Genomic DNA, 20,992 nt, shown 5'->3' with positions numbered 1-20,992 from the left:
ATGCCCCGCACCGACCCCACCCGCGCCCTACCCCCCGCCGCCGACGCCCCCGCCCGGCGCCGGGCGGGCCGCGTCATGCGCCGCACGGCGAGCCTGGTCCTGCTCGCCCTCGCCGTCTTCTGCACCGCGCTGTCCCCGCTGATGCGCTGGTACGCCTTCCCCCGGCTCGCCAAGATCCCGCCCGGCCAGTACCAGGCCATGGTCCTGGAGGCGAAGCCCGCCACCCTCATCAACTACGGGACGATGAAAGCCGAGCAGGTCCCACGGGTCACCATCGTGCAGACCCTCAAGGGCGACGTCGCCGCCTCCGACCGGATCGAGCAGTCCGCCGGCCGTGACGTCGTCGTCTGGGACACCCTGTCCTACGTCGCCGGCCCCGACGGGAAAATGGTCTCCGAGATCCCCGAGCGCTACCTCTTCGACGCCCACACCCAGGAACCCGTGCACGCCACCGGCGAATCCGTCGACGGCGACCCGGTCCGCCGCGAGGGCATCGAATACAAATGGCCGTTCCTCACCGAGAAACGCGACTACGCCTACTTCGACGCCCAGACCCGCACCTCCGCCCCCATCCACTACAAGGGCACCCGCACCTTCCGCGGCCTGGAGGTCTACTACTTCGAACAGACCATCCCCTGGACCAAGGTCGCCTTCCCCAAGAAGATGCCGGTCAAGGGCGTCACCCCGCAGGCCGTCGCGAAGATGGGCACCACCCGCTGGTACACCACCAAACGGATGTTCTGGGTCGAGCCGGTCACCGGCGCACCCGTCAACGGCCAGGAGATCCACAAGGAGGAACTGCGCGGCGGCGACCTGCTGCCCGGCGGCCGCACCGTCACCGCCTTCGCCGGCCATGTGAAGATGCGCCCCGACTACGTCGACGCCACCGTCTCCCTGGTGAAGACACAGCGCACCCTCGTCCTGCTGCTCACCCGCTACCTCCCCTGGAGCCTCCTGGCCCTCGGCGCCGTGCTGCTCGCCCTGAGCCTCCACCTCGAGGCCCGCGGCCGCCGGCCCCGCACCACCACCGGACTCAGCCCCGCTTGAGCCGTGCCGTCGTGTGCCGCGTCGGCTCCGCCGTCGACGGGTCCTCCGGCCACGGATGCTTGGGGTAGCGGCCCCGCAGCTCCGCACGCACCGACCGGTACCCCTCCCGCCAGAACGACGCCAGATCCGCCGTGACCGCGGCCGGACGCCCCGCGGGGGAGAGCAGATGCACCAGCACCGCCACCCGCCCGCCGGCCACCCGCGGCGACGACTGCCAGCCGAACAACTCCTGCAGCTTCACCGCCAATACGGGCTGCTCACCCCCGTAATCCACCCGCACCCGCGACCCGCTCGGCACCTCGATCCGCTCCGGCGCCAGCTCCTCGAAGCGCGCCGCGTCCCCGCTCGCCCACGGCAACAGCCGCGACAGCGCCTGCCCCGCGTCGATCCGCTCCAGATCGGCCCGCCGCCGCGCCCGCCCCAGCTCGGTCCCCAGCCACTCCTCCACCCGCTCCAGCAGCGCCGCATCCGACACCTCGGGCCACGGCGCGCCCACCGCCCGGTGCAGGAACGCCATCCGCTGCCGCAGGGAGACCGCGGCGGCCGGCCAGCGCAGCAGCCCCAGCCCCTCCCGCCGCAGCCCCGCCACCACCGCCTCCCGCAGCAGCCCGGCACCGGGCGAGGCCAGCGGCCGCGACGCGAGCTCGATCGCCCCCAGCCGGGTCACCCGCCTGGCCACCACGTCGCCGCCCGACCACCCCACCTCCTCACCCGAGGAGTACAGAGCCCCCGCCGCCGCACACGCCGTCTCCTCATCGAGCACCGCCGCCAGCCGCACCCGCGCCGACACCGCCGCCACCGGCCGGTCCGCCACCGCGACCGCCAGCCACCCGGCATCCCGCAGCCCCGACCCGTCGCCGGCCCGCGACCCCGGTCCCGCCCCCGCCAGCTCGGCCCCCGTCCCCGACGCCATGAGGAAACTCCCGGCCCCGCGCGCCCGAGCCACCCGCTCCGGAAACGCCAGCGCCGCGACGAACCCGGCCACCGCGTCGTCGCCCCGCACGCCGCCGTCACCCCCCGCCGACCCGCCCGCCCCGGCCCCCGGCTCACCCGCCGCCGACGCCAGCCGCCGCGCCTCCTGCCGCCACCGCCCCGCATACCCGTCGCCGCCCCGGCGCGCGGTACGCCACGCCGCCGCCAGATCGTCCCCGTACGCCCGCGGCGGCTCCTCACTCAGCAGGGCCACCACCTCCGCGGCCCGCCGCACACCCACCTCCGGCGCACCGTCCAACAGCGCACGCGCCAGCCGCGGATGCAGCCCCAGCCGCGCCATCCGCACCCCCCGGCCGGTCGCCCGCCCCTCCGCGTCCACCGCACCGATCGCCGCCAGCACCTCCCGCGCCGCGGCCAGCGCACCGGCCGGCGGCGCGTCGAGCAGCGCCAGACCACCGGCCCCCGGATCGCCCCAGCACGCCGCCTGCAGCGCGAAAGCCGTCAGATCGGCGACCCTGATCTCCGGATCGGGGAACGCCGGCAGCCGCCCGTCCTCCCCCTCCGCCCAGCAGCGGTAGACCACCCCCGGCGCCTCGCGCCCCGCCCGGCCGGCCCGCTGACGCGACGCCGCCCGCGACGCCCGTACGGTCGCCAGCGCACTCAGCCCCCGCGCATGATCCGTCCGCGGCACCCGCGCCAGCCCGCTGTCCACCACCACCCGCACCCCCGGCACCGTCAGACTCGACTCCGCCACCGACGTCGCCAGCACCACCCGCCGCACGCCGTCCCCGCCCGCCAGCACGGCATCCTGCACCTCGGCCGGCGCCCGCCCGTGCACCTGCAAGACCTCGGCGTCCACCCCCGCCAGCTGCCCGGCGACCCGCCCGATCTCCCCGACCCCGGGCAGGAAACACAGCACATCGCCCACCTGCTCCCCGAGCGCCCGCCGCACCACCTCGGCCACATGCGTGAGCAGCGCCGGATCGACCCGCGTCCCGTGCGCCGGCCGCACCGGCCGGACCGGCGGCGCCCACACCACTTCCACGGGATGCGACACGCCCGCCGCCTCGACCACCGGCGCCGCCCGCCCGCCCGCACCCAGCAGCCGCGCCCACCCCTCGGCGTCCGTCGTCGCCGACGCCGCCACCAACCCCAGCTCCGGCCGCAGCGTCTCCCGCACGTCCAGCAGGAAGGCCGCCGAGGTATCGGCGTCCAGATGCCGCTCATGACACTCGTCGAGGACCACCACATCGACCCCGGCCAGCTCCGGATCACGCTGCAACCGCTGCAACAGCACCCCGGTGGTCACCACCTCGACGACCGTACGGGGCCCGGCCCGCCGCTCACCGCGCACCGTGAACCCCACCCGCTCACCGGCCTTCTCGCCCAGCAGCCAGGCCATCCGGCGCGCCGCCGCCCGGGCCGCGATCCGCCGCGGCTCGGCCACCAGCACCCGCCGCACCGGACCCGCGCCCGTCAGCCCCGCCAGCTCCAGCGGCACCAGCGTCGTCTTGCCGGTGCCCGGCGGCGCGCACAGCACCGCGGCACCGGGCCCGTCCAGGGCGGCGCGCAGCGCGGGCAGCGCGGTACGGACGGGCAGCTGGGCGAGGGCGTCACGACGGATCACGCCCCCAGTCTGCCGCCCCGGCCCGCCCCGGCGGCGGCCGCTCCCACCGCCCTACCGGCCCCCGGCCTCCGCCGTGCACACGAAGATCGCCGTCCCCGGGATCAGATGCCCCCGCAGCGGGGACCAGCCACCCCACTCCTGGGTGTTCCACCCCGGCCATTCCGGTTCGACGAGATCCTCCAGCCGGAACCCCGCAGCCACCACGTCCCGCACCCGGTCGCCCAGCGTCCGGTGATGCTCCACATACACCGCCCGACCGCCCTCGTCCTGCTCCACGTACGGCGTGCGGTCGAAGTACGACGCCCCCACCGAGAGCCCCTCGGGCCCCGGCTCGTCCGGGAAGGCCCAGCGGATGGGGTGCGAGACGGAGAAGACGAACCGGCCGCCCGGCCGCAGCACCCGCCGCACCTCACGCAGCACCCGCACCGGATCCGCCACGAACGGCAGCGCCCCGTAGGCGGAACACGCGAGATCGAAACTCCCGTCGCGAAACGGCAGCGCCCCGGCGTCCGCCTCCACCAGCGCGGTCGGATCCTCCGCCACCCCGCCGGCGATCCGCAGCGCGTGCTGCAACTGCCGGTGGGAGAGGTCCAGCGCCACGGGCAGCGCGCCCTGCGCCGCCAGCCAGCGGGAGCACTGCGCCGCGCCGGCCCCGATCTCCAGGACCCGCCGCCCCTTCAGCTCGGCGGCCGGCCCGAGCAGCGCGGCCTCCGCCTCGTCCAGCCCCTCGGGGCCCCAGACGAACCGGTCGTCCCCCAGGAACGCCCCGTGCTCGCTCTGGTACTCGTCGGCGTTGCTGTCCCACCAGCCACGGCTGGCCCGGCTGCTCTCGGTGTCCGAGGCGTCACGGCGGGTCGCCTCCGGCTCGTGCTCTTGGTTCATGGCGCCCGTCGTCGTAGTGTTCGCTCTGCTTGTCGCTGCAGGGACTGTGAGGCCGTTCGACCTCGCGGAACATCGCGTGTGCCGGTTATGGGGCGTTCTGCCCCGGGTGTGCGCGTTCGCGCATTGACCGGGTCCGGCTGCCCCCGTATGCTACAAGTTGCGCTGCGGGCTTGCGCGCCTCAGACGGAGCAGGCCGCGCTCGCATCTGTATGTATGTCCCCTCGGTTTTGAGGCGTTTCGGGTCGCTTCCGGATGCTCCGGCATCTGCGGGTGTCCGGCGAATACGGCTTTGACACTGTCCGGTCTTATGCAGAGGCGATAGAGGCTCTCGGCGTAGCAGTACCTACGACTTCAATGTCCGCACCGGAGCCTTTACCCACATGACGAGCAGCACCGAGACCACCGCCACCACCCCGCAGGTTGCGGTCAACGACATCGGTAACGAGGAAGCCTTCCTCGCCGCGATCGACGAGACGATCAAGTACTTCAACGACGGCGACATCGTCGACGGCGTCATCGTGAAGGTCGACCGGGACGAGGTCCTGCTCGACATCGGTTACAAGACCGAAGGTGTGATCCCGAGCCGCGAGCTCTCGATCAAGCACGACGTCGACCCCAACGAGGTCGTCGCCGTCGGTGACGAGATCGAGGCCCTCGTCCTCCAGAAGGAGGACAAGGAAGGCCGCCTGATCCTCTCGAAGAAGCGCGCCCAGTACGAGCGCGCCTGGGGCACCATCGAGAAGATCAAGGAAGAGGACGGGATCGTCACCGGTACCGTCATCGAGGTCGTCAAGGGTGGTCTCATCCTCGACATCGGCCTCCGTGGCTTCCTCCCGGCCTCCCTGGTCGAGATGCGCCGCGTCCGCGACCTCCAGCCCTACGTGGGCAAGGAGCTCGAGGCCAAGATCATCGAGCTGGACAAGAACCGCAACAACGTGGTCCTGTCCCGCCGTGCCTGGCTGGAGCAGACCCAGAGCGAGGTCCGCCAGACCTTCCTCACCACCCTCCAGAAGGGTCAGGTGCGCTCCGGCGTCGTCTCCTCGATCGTCAACTTCGGTGCCTTCGTGGACCTGGGCGGCGTCGACGGTCTCGTCCACGTCTCCGAGCTGTCCTGGAAGCACATCGACCACCCCTCCGAGGTCGTCGAGGTCGGCCAGGAGGTCACGGTCGAGGTCCTGGACGTCGACATGGACCGCGAGCGCGTGTCCCTGTCGCTCAAGGCGACGCAGGAAGACCCGTGGCAGCAGTTCGCCCGGACCCACCAGATCGGTCAGGTCGTCCCGGGTAAGGTCACCAAGCTCGTTCCCTTCGGTGCGTTCGTGCGCGTCGACGAGGGCATCGAGGGCCTGGTCCACATCTCCGAGCTGGCCGAGCGCCACGTCGAGATCCCGGAGCAGGTCGTCCAGGTCAACGACGAGATCTTCGTCAAGGTCATCGACATCGACCTCGAGCGCCGCCGCATCAGCCTCTCGCTGAAGCAGGCCAACGAGTCCTTCGGTGCCGACCCGTCGGCGGTCGAGTTCGACCCGACCCTGTACGGCATGGCCGCGTCCTACGACGACCAGGGCAACTACATCTACCCCGAGGGCTTCGACCCCGAGACCAACGACTGGCTCGAGGGCTACGAGACCCAGCGCGAGGCCTGGGAGAACCAGTACGCCGAGGCGCAGCAGCGCTTCGAGCAGCACCAGGCTCAGGTCATCAAGTCCCGCGAGGCCGACGAGCAGGCTGCGGCCGAGGGTGCTGCGGCGCCGGCGGCGCAGGGTGGCGGCCAGGCCGGCGGCGGCAACGCCGGTGGCGGCGGCGGCTCCTACTCCTCGGAGTCGGCGGACAACTCCGGCGCCCTGGCGTCGGACGAGGCCCTCGCCGCGCTCCGCGAGAAGCTGGCCGGCGGCCAGAGCTGAGCTCTTGCCGATAGGCACTAGCCGATAGGCGAAGGCCCGTTCCCCCTCGGGGGAACGGGCCTTCGTCGTGCCTGTGGGTGGGGCAAGGCTTCGTTGGGGTGGCGGAGGTGCAGGAGGGGCTGTTGTGCTGTGAGGGGTGGAACGCAGGGGAGTGGCGGGTGAACTCGGCCCTTGCGGCGGGGAGTTCGGCGGCCGAAATGCGGAGTGCGGAAAGGTGAGATGAGGGGGACGGGGTAGGCGTGAGAGGCGGGGGCCGGTGCGTGAGGCCGGTCGGGTGGGGGGAGCCCGGCGCGGACGGTGGAGGGCCGGGGCGCGGGGTCCGGGCCCGGTGGCCGAGGTGTGAGCGGGCCGGGGCGGGTACGGGAGCCCGGCCGTCCGTGAGAGGGCACGACCTCGCCACGGGGCGCCGGGAATGCTTTTGCCTGATCATGCGTTGCCGCCCATGAGAACGAGGAGGAGCGGTCACTGTGTTGGATCCCCAGGGTTTGTACGAATGGGAGCCGAGCGGGCTCGCGGAGGTGGAGGCCATCGCCTCCAGGGACTCCGCCGGACTGGTGCTGCTGTACCACTTCGACGGGTACATCGACGCCGGCGAGACCGGCGACCAGATCGTCGAACGGCTGCTGGACGGCCTGCCGCAACAGGTCGTCGCCCGTTTCGACCACGACCGCCTCGTCGACTACCGGGCCCGCCGCCCGCTGCTCACCTTCGAGCGCAACCGCTGGACCGCCTACGAGACCCCGCGCATCGAACTGCGGCTCGTACGGGACACCACCGACGCCCCCTTCCTCCTGCTGTCCGGCCCCGAACCGGACGTGGAGTGGGAGCGCTTCGCGGGCGCGGTGAAGGACATCGTGGATCGCCTGGGCGTACGCCTCTCGGTCAACTTCCACGGCATCCCCATGGGCGTCCCGCACACCCGCCCCGTGGGCATCACCCCGCACGGCAACCGCACCGACCTGATGCCCGGACACAGCGCCTTCTTCGACGAGGCACAGGTCCCCGGCAGCGCCGAGGCCCTGATCGAATTCCGGCTCGCCGAAGCCGGCCACGATGTGCTGGGCGTGGCGGCCCACGTACCGCACTACATCGCCCGGTCCGCCTACCCGGACGCAGCGCTGACCGCACTGGAGGCCGTGACCGCCGCGACGGGACTGGTCCTGCCCGGCGCCGCCCACTCCCTCCGTACGGAAGCCCTGCGCACGCAGGAGGAGATCGAGCGGCAGATCTCGGAGGGCGACGAGGAACTGGTGGCCCTGGTCAGCGGGCTGGAGCATCAGTACGACGCGGTGGCCGGCGCGGAGAGCCGGGGCAGCCTGGTGGCCGAGCCGGCGGAACTCCCCTCGGCCGACGAGATCGGCAGGGACTTCGAACGCTTCCTGGCGGAGCGGGAGGGCGAGGGCGGAGCGGCGGGGGCGTGATCGGGGCGCGTGGACGGGGTGTCTGAAACGGGGCATGGCTGGGGCTGTTGGTGCGTGAGCCGGCCGAGGCGTGGGGCGGCGTCAGGCCTGAGCCCGGTCGACGCCTGCCCGGCCCCGTGCCTGAGTCCGGCCGGCGGCTCCTGCGCTACTGCCCGCCGGGCGCACCGTATAGCGTGAGCCCATGGTGAAGGTGGGGCTGACCGGCGGAATCGGCGCCGGCAAAAGTGAGGTCTCGCGACTGCTGGCGTCATACGGCGCGGTGATCGTCGACGCGGACAAGATCGCACGCGAGGTCGTCGAGCCGGGTACGCCCGGACTGGCGGCGGTGGTCGCGGAGTTCGGGGACGGCGTCCTCACCCCGGACGGCACGCTCGACCGGCCGAAGCTGGGCGGGATCGTCTTCGCCGACCCGCAGAAGCTGCAGGCGTTGAATGCGATCGTGCACCCGCTGGTGGGGGCACGATCGGCCGAACTCGAAGCAGCGGCGGGCCCGGACGCGGTGGTCGTGCACGACGTCCCGCTGCTGACGGAGAACGACCTGGCGCCGCTGTACGACCTGGTGATCGTGGTCGACGCCGCACCACAGACCCAGCTGGACCGATTGGTGCGGCTGCGGGGAATGGCGGAGGACGAGGCCAGGTCCCGGATGGAGGCCCAGGCGACCCGCGAACAACGGCTGGCGGTCGCCGACCTCGTGATCGACAACGACGGACCGCTGGACGCGCTGGAACCGCAGGTCCGTGCCGTGTGGGAGCGGCTGGGGAGCGCCTGAGGGCGGGACGGTACCCTCGCCGCCATGACTGCTCCTTCCGATCTCGACGCCCAGACGCCCGGCCCCGCGACCGCCTCCGCGCCCCTGTCAGCTGCCGGCTCCGCCCCCGCCTCGTTCGTGGTCAACGTGCCCGCTCTCGCCGATGACGAACTCGAAGTGGAACCGCTGGACCCCGCCCAGATCGTCTCCGGCGAGCCCGTGGTGACGGGCAAGGTGCTGTGGGAGTCGCCTGACGGACGGCAGATCCGGGGCATCTGGCAGATCACGCCGGGTGTGGTCACCGACACCGAGGCCAACGAACTGTTCGTGGTCGTCAGCGGCCGCGCCACCATCGCGGTCGAGGGCGGCCCGGTGCTCGAGGTGGGACCAGGCGACGCCTGCGTCCTGCGCGAGGGCGACCGCACGCAGTGGACCGTGCACGAAACGCTGCGCAAGGCGTACCACATCAGCTTGTAGGCGGTATCTGCAGGCGGTGGCTGGGGGCGGGCGTGAGGCGGGTGTGGCGGGGGTTCGTGGTCTGTGGTGGGTCGGGTGCCGGGGTGCCCCGGGGTGCCCGGGTGCCGGGGTGCTGGGTGTCTAGGGCTGGCGTGCTGGTCGGAGTGGGCTTGGGTTGCTCTGGTGCTTCCGCCTCGGGGGGGCTCCCCCTCCCCCCCCCCGGCCCCCCCACCCCTCCCTCCCCAACCGCCCGACCTCCTCCTCTCTCGGGTCTGTGCCGTGCCTCCTCCCTCCTCAGCTGGCCTCTCCATCCGGATAGCGACGGCTTCAGGCCCCGCCGGCGGTCCGGTTGAGGCTGGGCCGGCCGGGGAATGCCGCGGCCGGGGGGATTGTTGTGCCCGAGGTAGCGCCGTACGGTCCGAGCTGACGCGCGTCCCGACGGCGACGGAGAGGAGCGGGCCGTGCCCGAGAGCAGCCCTGAGACGCATGTGATCGACTTCCGCGCTGCGGAGCAGCTGTTGGCGGCCCGTGACCCGCGGGGCGCGATCCAGCTGCTGGACTCGGTCATCACCGCGCACCCCGAGAACACCGCGGCCCGGCTGTTGCGCGCCCGTGCCTTCTTTCTAGCCGCCCAATTGCGGCCCGCGGAACTCGAGTTCCAGATCGTGCTGGAACGCGAACCCGACAATGCCTTCGCGCACTTCGCGCTCGGCCGCACATTGGAGCGCGCCGGCCGTTCCAAGGAGGCGCTGCGCCACTTCCGGCTGGCGGCCGCCTTGGAGCCGCGCCCGGAGTTCATCGAGGCGGCCCGTTTCGCACCCGAAACGGGTAACAGCGCACCCGCCCATGACCACGGCGACCAGGACCGCGATCCGGAGTAGCCGCACCGAGCCGGTCGGGGGCGAACGCACCGCCCCCACCGGAGGTGGTGCCGGTCCAGTGGCAGCACAGGCCAGTGGCAGCACGCGACTGATGTCGGCGTTCCGGTGCTCCCTGTTCCTGGGGGCCGCCGCTGCGGCCCCGCGGGCTCCTACCGCCCGATGTCCCCTTACCGCCCGCTGTTCCGTCGACGACCCGCGGCGTTCCGTATGCCGAACGCGTCGTTGCGGCCCCGGTCGGGTGCGTAGGGCGGTATGTCCTTGCCCGGTTGGTAGTGCGGTCCCTGGCGGATGTGGCGTATCACCATGACCAGGTCGGCGGCTGCCACCACGGCCAGTGCCGCACATGCTGCCGCCCATTCCGGCCGCCCGACATCGATGAAGGCCACGGCTCCGGCGATCGCCCACAGCAATCCCCACAGCGCCAGCCCACAGCGTATTTTCAGTGGGCTGCGTGCCTGTAGGGGCTCATTTCCCGTACGCATCAGCACCCATCTCCCTTCTCCAGGATCCTCCCGATCGACCGGTCAGTCACCACTTTCCGGAGCCTCATTTCGTCGGTTGCTCTCTGCCGTCCGAAGCCCGCTCCGCGGGGCCCCCGTCGCCGGGGCGGGGTCGCCGGCGGGGTGGCCGTTGATCCAGGACAATCCGCCGATGTCCAGCAGCGAGCGGGCGCGGGTTACCGCGACATACGCCAGACGGGCCTCGTCGAGGTCGATCGGCCCCGGGAGTGGGGCGCCGCCCTCCCCGAGCTCATCGAGATCATCGGGGCCCGTGAAGTCGTCCGCGATGCGCACGCTCGCCCACTCCCGTCCCTTGGCCCGGTGGGCCGTCGAAACGGTGACCTCGGCGGACTCCTCGGGGGAGAGCTGTTGGAGGGCGCGCAGCAGAGCCGGTGTGCCGTGCTCGTCGACCAACTCCGCCAGTGGCAGCAGATCCCGTCCGGCGGGGTCGAACTCCGTGTACTCGCGTAGCTCGCCCCAGCTCTCGAAGAGCATCAGCTCGGGGTGTGCGGTGCGGCGGCCGGCCTCGAGGTCGTGTGCGGCACGGGCAAGAGTGCCGAGTGCCTCGCCGCCGCCCGCCAGTGCGACCCGGTGGCCTGCTGCCAGCTGTCGTATCACCTCCACCATCGCCCCCGCGTTCGTCCGGCACAGAATTGCCTCCGGCGCACGGACCCGACGCACGTATGTCTTCAGGTCGGGGGTCCCGGTGAGCCGGAGCGGCGCGCCGACGATCGTGAGCCAGCGGTTGGCTTCCACCGCGAGCTCCGGTCCGAAGCGGAACGAGCGGGAGAGGCTGAGCTGTCGCCCGTCGAATCCCGTCATGACGTCGCGTGCGCCGCGCCAGCCGTAGATGGCTTGGGCGGAGTCACCGACCATCACCAGCTGCGCGTGGTCGCGCTGGGCCGTGAAGACCTGCTCCACCACCGGGTTGGTGTCCTGCGCCTCGTCCAGGAGCAGGAAGTCCGCGGGGATGACGGGCTCGCTCAGCGCCCACATCTTGAGGTAGTGGTCGTGCTCGAAGCGGACGACGCCGTGGTCCGGTTGCTGAAGGTCGGCCCAGGCCTCGCGTGCGTAGGGGAGGACGAGTTCGGCGAGGAATGCGTGCAGTGGGGCCGCTTCGGCTCCGCGCAGGGGTGGGACATGGTGTGACGCCACCTCCGGGTCGGCCGACTGGCAGAAGCGGGTGACGGTGCGCAGCACCGTGTGCGAGAGGGCCTTGTGCGTGAGGGTGCGTTCCCCGAGGCGCACTCTCATGCCGTCGTCGATGCCCAGAGCGGCTCCTGTGCGCCAGCCCGCTTGCCGAGGGGAGTTCATGCGCGGCTGGAACCTTCTGCCCACGGCGGAGTAGGCGAGGGCGTGGGCGGTCCCGCAGGGCACCTTGCCGGGGAAGGAGCGGGCGGCATGCCGCGCGACCGCTCTGTTGAAGGCGATGTAGCGACCCGGCCGGCACTGCCGCCGCGCGGTGCGGGCGAGCATGGCGAGCGTGGTGGTCTTTCCTGTCCCGGCGCCGGCCTGGATCACCAGATGCGCACCGGTCGAGAAGGCTTCTGTCGCGGCGGCTTGCTCGGGCGTAGGGGTGTTCATGGCGGCTCCTCACCGGCGTGGGCATGGGCGGTGACATCGAGAGTGGTTGATCACCGAGAGTGATGATGTCACTCACCGTAGCGGATTTGCGGCGGAGGGCAAGAGGGATCTTGCGGCCTGTGGATAAGCCCTTGCCGGTGCGCGACGGGCCCGCGCGGGGTGGGCGGTGCGTAGGCGGACGACGTACCGCGCACCCGCCGTCGAGCCGCGTTGTCAGTGGCATCTGCTTACCTCGTCATCACGGCACGACCCACGCCGGACTGTGGCGGGAGCCGGGCGAGGAGTTCGCCTTCTCCCGCACGGTCGGTGAGGAGGTGCCGTGGCCGAAGGCCGGCTTGGCTTCGTGTGCGTACGGCGCTCCATCGTGAGGCGCGCGAGGGCGGGCGAGGGCGCTGGGGAGGGACGGAAAGCACCGTGTGGACGACCGTAGACTCGCAGGTCGGGGACACAGCAGCAGGGCGGGCGCGGCAGGCTCGGGGAGCGCCGCGGCCGGAACGGAACGGCCGAGCGGTGAGGGATGGCATGACGAGGCGGCGGCAGGCGGCGGCAGGGGAGTCCCGGCCGTCGGACGGCTCGTCCGGGGGCGCGGGGGAGGCCGGCGGAACCGGTGCCGACGAGGTCCGCTGCGCCGTGGCCTTCCTGCCCGCCCAGCCGCCGCGCGCCGGGAAGATCGCGCTCTGGCGGCCGGACGGCGGTCCGCTCCCGGACGACCTCACGGCAGGAATCGCTGCGTCGGGGCCGGAGCGGGACGCGGCCGCCGAGCCGGGGCAGCTGACCGTGGCCCGCCGTCACGGAAACGGCGCCCGCAGCCGCACCGTCCCCGCCGTGCTGCTCCCGCTGGCCCAGGCCGTTCCGCTGCTGATCCGCGCCCGGCACGATCCGGACGCCCATCCGGCCGCCGCCTGCTGGGGAGCGGCTACCCTGCACGCGCTGCATCTCGCCGCCCGGGGCAGGCTCCTCCCCGGACTGACCGCCGACGACACCGACGCCTGGCGCGCCGGCCCGCTCGACCCCGACGACATCGCGCAGCTGCGAGCCATCGCCGCCGCCATGCCCGCCGAGGCCTGTCCCGTGCCCCTCCCCGGCAGCCGCCCACTACAGCTGCACGATCCCGCGGACCTGGTGCGGCGCTACGTGGACGCGGTCGTCGACACCCTGCCGCGCACCCCCGCCGCCGCACTGGTGGCCGGTGCCCCGTACGCCGCGACGGCGCCCCAACACCTGCCCGGCGCGCGGGACTGGGCCGCCGAGGCCGCGGCGGGCATCGACGCGGGGGTGCGGCTCTCGCTGCGCCTCGACCTCTCCCCACGCGGGCTCTTCGACCGCGAGGAGGAGAGCGGGACGGGCGATGCCGAAGCGCGCAGTGCGGCCGCCGCCGTCCTGCAGGTGCACAGCCTGACCGACCCCACCCTGGTCGCCGACGCCCGGGACCTGTGGGAGGGCGAGGGGCCCGAGCACTTCGGGGCGCGCTCCCGCGTCGACACCCTCCTCGCGCTGCGCCGCGCCACCCGGGTCTGGGCCCCGCTCGGCCGCCTCCTGGACCGTCCGGTGCCCGATGTGCTGCCGCTCGGCGAGGACGAGTTGTACGAGCTGCTGGGCCCGGCCGCGCCGCGCCTGGCCGCCGCCGGGGTGGCCGTCCACTGGCCCAGGGAGATGGTTCGCGGACTGACCGCGGCGGCGGTGCTCCGCCCGGCGCCCGGCTCGGCCGCAGACGGTTTCGGCTTCTTCGACACCCGCGAACTGCTGGAGTTCCGCTGGCAGGTGGCGATGGACGGGGTGCCGCTGACCGAGGCGGAAATGGACGCCCTCGCCGAGGCGCACCGCCCCGTCGTCCGGCTGCGCGACCGGTGGGTCCTGGTCGACCCCGGACACGTCCGCAAGGCCCGCAAGCGTGAACTGGGCTATCTGGAGCCGGCCGACGCCCTCGCCGCGACGCTCCACGGCACCACGGAGGTCGACGGCGAGGAGGTGGAGGTCGTGCCACAGGGCGCACTCGCCGCGCTGCGCGGCCGCCTCACCACCGAAGCGCGCCCCCTGCCCCAGCCGCCCGGGCTGCGCGCCACCCTGCGCGACTACCAACTACGGGGCATGGCCTGGCTCGACACCATGACGTCCCTGGGCCTGGGCGGATGCCTCGCCGACGACATGGGCCTGGGCAAGACCATCACCGTCATCGCGCTCCATCTGCACCGCCGGCCCGCCGCACCGGTCCTCGTCGTCTGCCCGGCCTCCCTCCTCGGCAACTGGCAGCGCGAGATCGAGCGTTTCGCCCCCGGCACCGCCGTACGCCGCTTCCACGGACCCGGCCGCAGCCTTGACGGCCTGGACGGCGGCTTCGTGCTGACGACCTACGGGACGATGCGCAGCAGCGCACCCCAACTGGCCGACCGGCCCTGGGCGTGGGTCGTCGCCGACGAGGCCCAGCACGTGAAGAACCCGCGCTCCTCGACCGCCAAGGCGCTGCGCAGCATCAAGGCACCCGCCCGGATCGCCCTCACCGGCACGCCCGTGGAGAACAACCTCTCGGAGTTGTGGGCGCTCCTCGACTGGACCACCCCCGGGCTCCTCGGGTCCCTCAAGACCTTCCGTGCGCTGCACGCCCGTGAGGTGGAGGGCGGCGAGGACCCGGCGGCGGCGGAGCGGCTGGCCCGCCTGGTGCGCCCGTTCATCCTGCGCCGCAAGAAGTCCGACCCCGGGATCGCCCCCGAACTCCCGCCCAAGACGGAGACGGACCACCCGGTGGCTCTCGGGCGCGAACAGGCCGCCCTCTACCAGGCCGTCGTCCGAGAGACCCTCGCCCACATCGAGGCCGCCGAGGGCATCGCCCGCCGCGGCCTGGTCATGAAGCTGCTCACCGCCCTCAAGCAGATCTGCAACCACCCCGCGCAGTACCTGAAGGAGACCGCCCCCGGCGTCGTCGCCCGCTCCGGGAAGCTCGAACTCCTCGACGAACTCCTCGACACCATCCTCGCCGAGGGCGGTGCCACCCTGATCTTCACCCAGTACGTGGGCATGGCCCGCCTGCTGGAGGCGCATCTGACCCGGCGCGGCATCCCGGTACAACTGCTGCACGGCGGCACCCCGGTCGCCGAACGGGAGAAGATGGTCGACCGCTTCCAGTCGGGCCATGCCCCCGTGTTCCTGCTGTCGCTGAAGGCGGCCGGCACCGGCCTGAACCTGACCCGCGCCGGCCACGTCATCCACTACGACCGCTGGTGGAACCCCGCCGTGGAGGAGCAGGCCACCGACCGCGCCTACCGTATCGGCCAGACCCACCCCGTACAGGTCCACCGGCTGATCGCCGAAGGCACCGTCGAGGACAACATCGCGCAACTCCTCAGCGCCAAGAGGGCGCTCGCCGACGCGGTACTGACCGGCGGCGAGACCGCGCTGACCGAACTGTCCGACGCCGACCTCGCCGATCTCGTCTCCCTCCGGAGGCCCGGATGACCCCACGCCCCGTTTCCGGGCGCGCCGCCGCAGCCGACCGGCTGGCCCGCGCGGACCGCTCCCGCACCTTCCCGCCCCTGCCGGCCCGCACCGGCGCCCGGGGGCTGTTCGCCGATTCCTGGTGGGGCAGCGCCTGGCTGGACGCACTGGAGACCACCGCCCTCGACAGCGCCCGGCTCGCCCGCGGTCGGACCTACGCCCGCGACGGCCATGTCGACACCATCAACGTCACCCCCGGCCGGATCGTGGCCACCGTCCGCGGCAGCCGGCCCCGCCCCTACAGCGCCGAAATCCGCCTCCGGACCCTCACCGACCAGGACTGGGACCGCCTCCTGGACGCCATCGCCGCGGCCCCCGGCCGGCTCGCCGCCCTGCTGGCCAAAGCGCTGCCGCCCGCACTGGCCGACGGCGAGGTACGCCTCCTTCCGGGGCCGGGCGACCTCGTCCCCAGGTGCTCGTGCCCCGACCACGGCCGCCCCTGTAAGCACGCCGCCGCGCTCTGCTTCCAGGTGGCCCGGCTCCTGGACACCGACCCGTTCGTGCTGCTGCTGATGCGCGGCCGCGGCGAGCGCGAACTCCTCGACGCCCTCTCCCTCCGCAACACCACCCTCACCGCCAGGGAGACCCGAGAGGCCCGGCACCACGCCCCCGCCGACGGCCGGACGGCCCCGCACCACCGCGGTCCCGGGCCCGGCCCCGGGGGAGAGCCGCCCGGCGCCCGTACCGAGAAGGGCTCCCCGACGGCCACCGGTGACGCCCCGGGAGAGCGGCCGGCGTCGGCCGAGGCCTCGTCGCGCGGCATTCCCGCCCGGGCCGCCCTCGCCGACCGCCCCCGGCCGTCGCTTCCCCCTCCGCTGCCGGTGCCCCCGCAGCCCGGCCGCCCGCCGGCCCTTCCGGACGGCGACGGCCTCCCCTTCGACCCTGCCACCCTCGAATTCCTGGCCGCCGACGCCGCCGCCCGCGCCCACGCCTGCGTCACCGCCGCAACCACACCGGGCCCCGGCGCGGGGCGAACGGCCCTCCACAGTCCGTTCCCGGACCTGCCCGCCTGGGAGGACGCCATCCGCCTCACCGCCACCGCCCACCCCACCGCCGGACTGACCGCCACCACCCGGGCCCTCTACCGAGACCTCGCCGCGGCGACCGGCCGGACGCCCACGGACGTGGCCCGCGCCGTCGCCGCCTGGCGCCAGGGCGGCCCCGAAGGCCTCAGCCTCCTCGACACCCCCTGGAATCCCCCGGCCGGCGATTTCGACCGGGCCCGCAGCGCCCTCCTCGCCGCGGACCTCCCGTCCCTGCGCCCGCGCCACAACCACCTCACCGACCCGGACCGCGGCATCCAGCTCCGCTTCGGCCACGACCACCGCTGGTACCCCTACGAATCCGAACCCGGCAGCGAGGACTGGTGGCCCGCCGGCCCCGCGGACCCCGACCCCGTGGGCGCCCTCACCACCCTGGTCGCGCGATGACTAACCTCAACGGCGTGGAAGGTCTCGACGCACTCACCCGATCCCTCGCCCGGCGCACCCCCGAGCAGCTCGCCGCGCTCCTCACCCGCCACGCCGAGCCGCTGGCCCGCCGCCCCGCCCCCACCGAACTCCGCGGCCTGGCAAGCACCCTGTGGTCGTACGAAACCCTCCACCAACTGGTGGTGCACCTCGACCACCCCCGGCTGACGGTGCTCGCCACCGCCGCCCGCCTCAGCCAGGAGCGCACCGCGCAGGGCGCCCCCGGGCCCGCCGTCCCCGCGCCGGGCGCCGACTACCAGTCCTTGATGGCACATCGGCTGTCCTTCGCGCACCTGGCCGGCGAACCCGTCCCGGCCCAGGACGTGTTCGCCGCCCTCGGCGTCCCCTCACCCGGACCCGCCCGCACCGCCGCCGAGAACGCCCTGCACGCTCTCTACGACGACGGCCTCGCCGCACCGGCCGAGGACGGCACGATCGTCGTCCCGCCGCGCGCCCCCCAACTCCTCGCCGCCCACGACCTCGGCCCGTTCCTCGGGGACGCCCCACGGCCCGTCCCCGACACCATCGCCACCCCGGAAGGGCCCACCGCCACCGTTCCGCCGACTTCGCCGCACGACGAATCCCGGACCGCCGTGGCGGCCCTCGACACCACGGTGGAGCGCCTGCTGGCCTCTCTGGCGACGCAGCCCGCCGCCCTGCGCAAGTCGGGCGGGCTGACCGTGCGGGAGATCAAACGACTGGCCAAGGCGGCGGGCGCCGGCGAACCGCACACCCGCCTCCTCCTCGACCTCACCCTCGCCGCCGGCCTCATCGCCCTCACCCGCACCCCGTCCGGCATCACCGCCCTGCCCACCGGCGCCTACGACGACTGGCTCACCCGCCCGCCCGGAGCCCGCCTCGCCCCCGTACTGGCCGCCTGGTCCGACCTGTGGGACATCCCCACCCACACCCCGTTCGGCGAGACCCCCACCGCACTCATCCGCGGCCACGACCGGCACGCACCCGCCTTCCGGCACGCCCTCCTCGCCGCATTGGCCGGCGTCCCCCTCGGCGCCGGAGTCCCCCTCCCCGCGCTGCCGTTCACCGGACCCCCGCAGCACGAGCCGGACCGCCCCACCCCGTTCACGGACCTCCTCCGGGCGGCCGACTGGCACCGCCCCCTCGCCGTCACCCGCCGGCCGATGGCCGAGGAACGCGCCGCTCACACCCTCCATGAGGCCGTCCACCTGGGGCTGGCCGCCCACGGCACCCTCACCCCCCTCGGCCGGGCGCTGCTCACCGACCCGCAGTCCCTCGACGAAGCACTCGCCGCACTGCTGCCCCAGCTCCTCGAACAGGCCCATTTCCAGGCCGATCTGACCGCCGTCGTACCCGGCCGCCCTTCCACCACGCTCACCGGACTGCTCGCCTCCGCGGCCGACCGTGAATCCGAAGGCCACGCCGTGACCTGGCGCTTCACCCCGCACTCCGTACGCCGCGCGCTGGACTCCGGCCACACCGCCGCCTCGCTCCTCGAAGACCTCACCCGCGCCTCGGCCACCGGCACCCTGCCGCAGCCGCTCGCGTACCTCGTCCGGGACACCGCGCGCGCCCACGGCCGGATGCGGGTGCTGCCCGCCGCCTGCTGCATCCGCTCCGACGACGAAGCCCTCCTCAAGGAACTCGCCGCGCACCGCGCGCTGCGCCCCCTCGGCCTGCGCGAGATCGCCCCGACCGTCCTGGTCAGCGCCCGGCCGCCGGCCGTCACCCTGGACGCGCTGCGCGCCGCGGGCTACGCACCCGCCCTGGAATCCGACACCGGCGCCACCACCGTCGAACGCCTCCCCGCACACCGCGCCGCGGCCCCCGCCCCCGTCCGCGATCCCCACGCCCCGCTCACCCTCGCCCGCCGCCTCCTGGGACTTCCCAAGGAACCGAGGGCGACGGTCCCCCGGGATCCGGGGGACCGGGAGCCGGAAGCCTGCGGTCCGTAACGCCCGGCGACAAGTGACCCCGCGGCCCCGGGCTCAACCGCCCCGGGGCTGGGCCGTCCCCCACTCAGCCCGTTCCGGCCTCAGTCGTCGGCCGGCTTCCGTTTGTTCGCCCCGCCGATGCGCCGCAGCGCCGTCGGTGTGAAGCCGAGCCGGCGCGGGAGGCGCCCGGCCTCGGGCCCGGCGCCGGAGGGGCGGGGCGCCGCCGAGAAGGCCGGGAGCGGGGAGGTGGCGCCGGACGCCGGGGACCGGGAGCCGGCGGCGGGCGAGGGGGCCGGCGTCGCCGCCAGGGGGCCCGTGGCCGCACCCGGTGCCGATGGCCGGGCCGGGGAAGCGCCGGCCGACGGACGGCGCCGTGCCGTGTCGCGGAGCAGGTCGAGCGCCGCGGAGGGGCGCAGGAACGGGGCGGCGGGAGCGGTGGGCGCGACGACGTCGACGTACGTACGGCGGACGGCGATCCGGCCCGGGGCGGGGAACGGGAGCGCCTCGCCGGTGGCCAGGGCCCACGGCTCCTGGACGAGTCGCCCGACGGCCCGCTGTGTCCGGACGGCGAGCGCCGGATCGTCCATCCCGTGGCGGCGCAGCGCCCGGCCCAGCGCGACGGCACCGTGGGCGGCCAGCGACAAGCCCTGACCGCAGTCGGCGGCGAGCGAGACCACGGCGCCCCCGAGGGCGACGAAGCCCGTGGGCCACGACGCCAGTTGCTCGTAGCGCCGCCGGCGGTCGGCCGTGTCGCGGGTCAGCCGCACCTCGCTCAGCGGCTCGGCGTCCGCGATGAGGTCGCCGACGAGGGAGCCGCAGCGGCGGGCGAACGGCACGAAACGACCCGCGTGTTCGGACGGCCGGTCGTCGCCGGTCCCCGTGAGCGTCACCAGCCAGCGGCCGCCCTCGACCGGGACCAGCGTCGCCGTCCTCCCGGGCAGCGCGCGCTGCGGGGCGAACGGGCCGGGAACCGGCTGGACGAGCGGGGAACGGACGGTGAGCACCGGGCAGTTCTCCGTGCCCTGTGGGGCGCGGAAGATCCGGGTCGCCGAGACGATGCCGGCGTCCGAGACGTCCTCGTGGACGGTGGGCAGGCCCAGCGTGGCCAGCCGGGACGGGGTGCCGGAATGACGGCCCGTGGCGTCGATGACCAGGTCGGCATCGAGGCGGTACGTTTCGCCACCGGTGGTGTCCCGGACCCGTACCCCGGTGACGTGTTCCGCGGTGCCGGTCAGTTCCGCCGCCTCGGTGCCGTCCAGGACACTCACACCGGGCAGGTCGGGCACCTGACGGCGGACGGCCCGGTCCAGCAGATCACGCGAGCAGGCGAGCAGGTACTGCGCGTGCGGCCGCCGACCTAACCGGCTCACCGGGGTACGGCCGGCGATTCCGGCCGGCACCGGCATCCGGCGGGCCCCCTCGGCCAGCCAGTGATCGATGCTGCCGGGCAGCACCGTTTCGACCAGCCTGGCGCCGTCCCCCGTCAGCAGCTGCGCATGCCGGGCCCGCGGCAGGTCCGTGGGCAGGGCGGGGGTGCGCGGCAGCTGCTCTCGCTCGACGACGATGACATCGGCGTGACGGGACAGGGCGGCGGCGGCGAGCATGCCCGTGAAGCCGCCGCCGAGCACCACGGCGAGGTAGGGGTGGGTGAACTGGAGTCCGCTGCTGCCGACAGAGCTCGACGCGTTCATGGGCAGTCCCTTTCTCGGCGGCGGAGCACGGTTCCCCGGCCGGCGCGCGACACCTCCAGGAACGGCGGTGCCGCATACGGACGGGAACGCCGGCGGGCGGCGGCGACAACGGCGTCGGTGGCGGCCGTGAAAGAAGCCGACAGCGAGAACGGCAGGGACGCGGACGCGGTCCGCAGGAGGCGCAGAGGCGCCGGCAGAAGTGGCAGTGCACGTTGTGGGTCCCGGCAGGCCGACGCGAACGCCGGCCTGCCGCCCCCCGATTTCCCCATCATGATTCCCCCTCAGGCCGTGCCAGCCTCGCCCCGCGCACGGCCACCCCCTCCACCACCTGCCCGTGTCACCGGGTGGGGCGGCCGAACACAACTGCCTCGTAAAACGCGCTCGGCCCCGGGGGACGCAGCCGTCACATCTGGTCAACGGCGGACACTCTTCCGGATCGTAGGC

Annotated in this window: 14 protein-coding genes; 9 read left to right on the top strand and 5 right to left on the bottom strand. The window is 73.8% G+C overall.

Features of this window, described 5'->3' with window-relative positions:
* Positions 1 to 75: 75 nt before the first annotated feature.
* Complete coding sequence (locus ACQP17_RS09350; RefSeq protein WP_433859864.1) at positions 76 to 1,047, top strand: DUF3068 domain-containing protein; 972 nt, start codon at positions 76 to 78, stop codon at positions 1,045 to 1,047.
* Here the strand turns inward: ACQP17_RS09350 and hrpB are convergent.
* Positions 1,034 to 3,607, bottom strand: coding sequence for an ATP-dependent helicase HrpB (hrpB, locus tag ACQP17_RS09345; RefSeq protein WP_433855843.1), 2,574 nt, complete (start codon positions 3,605 to 3,607; stop codon positions 1,034 to 1,036). The two genes, ACQP17_RS09350 and hrpB, sit on opposite strands and share 14 nt — an antisense overlap.
* A 51-nt stretch (positions 3,608 to 3,658) precedes the next feature.
* Positions 3,659 to 4,489, bottom strand: coding sequence for a class I SAM-dependent methyltransferase (locus ACQP17_RS09340; RefSeq protein ID WP_433855842.1), 831 nt, complete (start codon positions 4,487 to 4,489; stop codon positions 3,659 to 3,661).
* A 380-nt stretch (positions 4,490 to 4,869) separates the two neighbouring features.
* Here ACQP17_RS09340 and rpsA point away from each other — a divergent pair, with 380 nt between their 5' ends.
* The 5 genes from rpsA (at position 4,870) to ACQP17_RS09315 (ending at position 9,902) form a co-directional block, all read left to right on the top strand.
* Positions 4,870 to 6,393 carry a 30S ribosomal protein S1 gene (gene rpsA / locus ACQP17_RS09335; RefSeq protein ID WP_159480333.1) on the top strand — a complete coding sequence of 508 codons (1,524 nt, stop codon included), beginning with the start codon at positions 4,870 to 4,872 and terminating at the stop codon, positions 6,391 to 6,393.
* A 467-nt stretch (positions 6,394 to 6,860) separates the two neighbouring features.
* A complete protein-coding gene (locus ACQP17_RS09330; RefSeq protein WP_433855841.1) occupies positions 6,861 to 7,814 on the top strand; it encodes a PAC2 family protein in 954 nt (317 codons plus the stop codon).
* A gap of 181 nt (positions 7,815 to 7,995) precedes the next feature.
* Entirely contained in the window at positions 7,996 to 8,586 is a 591-nt protein-coding gene (coaE, locus tag ACQP17_RS09325) for a dephospho-CoA kinase (protein WP_433855840.1), read from the top strand.
* Between the two features lie 24 nt (positions 8,587 to 8,610).
* Positions 8,611 to 9,042 carry a cupin domain-containing protein gene (locus ACQP17_RS09320; RefSeq protein WP_433855839.1) on the top strand — a complete coding sequence of 144 codons (432 nt, stop codon included), beginning with the start codon at positions 8,611 to 8,613 and terminating at the stop codon, positions 9,040 to 9,042.
* Between the two features lie 440 nt (positions 9,043 to 9,482).
* Positions 9,483 to 9,902 (top strand): tetratricopeptide repeat protein, encoded by a 420-nt coding sequence (locus ACQP17_RS09315; protein ID WP_433855838.1) that lies wholly within the window; start codon positions 9,483 to 9,485, stop codon positions 9,900 to 9,902.
* Between the two features lie 167 nt (positions 9,903 to 10,069).
* On the opposite strand, the gene ACQP17_RS09310 is transcribed toward ACQP17_RS09315, so the two are convergent.
* Both ACQP17_RS09310 and ACQP17_RS09305 read right to left on the bottom strand, forming a co-directional pair.
* Positions 10,070 to 10,384 carry a DUF6343 family protein gene (locus ACQP17_RS09310; protein ID WP_433859863.1) on the bottom strand — a complete coding sequence of 105 codons (315 nt, stop codon included), beginning with the start codon at positions 10,382 to 10,384 and terminating at the stop codon, positions 10,070 to 10,072.
* A gap of 42 nt (positions 10,385 to 10,426) precedes the next feature.
* The gene (locus ACQP17_RS09305; RefSeq protein WP_433855837.1) at positions 10,427 to 11,986 is read right to left on the bottom strand and encodes a UvrD-helicase domain-containing protein; all 1,560 of its coding nucleotides are present in this window, start codon (positions 11,984 to 11,986) and stop codon (positions 10,427 to 10,429) included.
* A 522-nt stretch (positions 11,987 to 12,508) separates the two neighbouring features.
* Here ACQP17_RS09305 and ACQP17_RS09300 point away from each other — a divergent pair.
* The 3 genes from ACQP17_RS09300 to ACQP17_RS09290 are packed head-to-tail and all read left to right on the top strand — an operon-like array spanning position 12,509 to position 18,878.
* Positions 12,509 to 15,436, top strand: a complete 2,928-nt coding sequence (locus ACQP17_RS09300; RefSeq protein WP_433855836.1) for a DEAD/DEAH box helicase — start codon at positions 12,509 to 12,511, stop codon at positions 15,434 to 15,436.
* Positions 15,433 to 16,905, top strand: a complete 1,473-nt coding sequence (locus ACQP17_RS09295) for an SWIM zinc finger family protein (RefSeq protein ID WP_433855835.1) — start codon at positions 15,433 to 15,435, stop codon at positions 16,903 to 16,905. The genes ACQP17_RS09300 and ACQP17_RS09295 overlap by 4 nt, the downstream gene beginning before the upstream one ends.
* Positions 16,906 to 16,919: 14 nt before the next feature.
* Positions 16,920 to 18,878, top strand: a complete 1,959-nt coding sequence (locus ACQP17_RS09290; RefSeq protein WP_433855834.1) for a helicase-associated domain-containing protein — start codon at positions 16,920 to 16,922, stop codon at positions 18,876 to 18,878.
* Between the two features lie 80 nt (positions 18,879 to 18,958).
* On the opposite strand, the gene ACQP17_RS09285 is transcribed toward ACQP17_RS09290, so the two are convergent.
* Complete coding sequence (locus ACQP17_RS09285; protein ID WP_433855833.1) at positions 18,959 to 20,548, bottom strand: FAD-dependent monooxygenase; 1,590 nt, start codon at positions 20,546 to 20,548, stop codon at positions 18,959 to 18,961.
* Positions 20,549 to 20,992: the final 444 nt, after the last annotated feature.

The sequence above is a fragment of the Streptomyces kronopolitis genome, assembly GCF_050953795.1.
Lineage (GTDB): Bacteria > Actinomycetota > Actinomycetes > Streptomycetales > Streptomycetaceae > Streptomyces > Streptomyces kronopolitis_A.
This window is presented reverse-complemented; position numbering and strand designations above follow the sequence as displayed.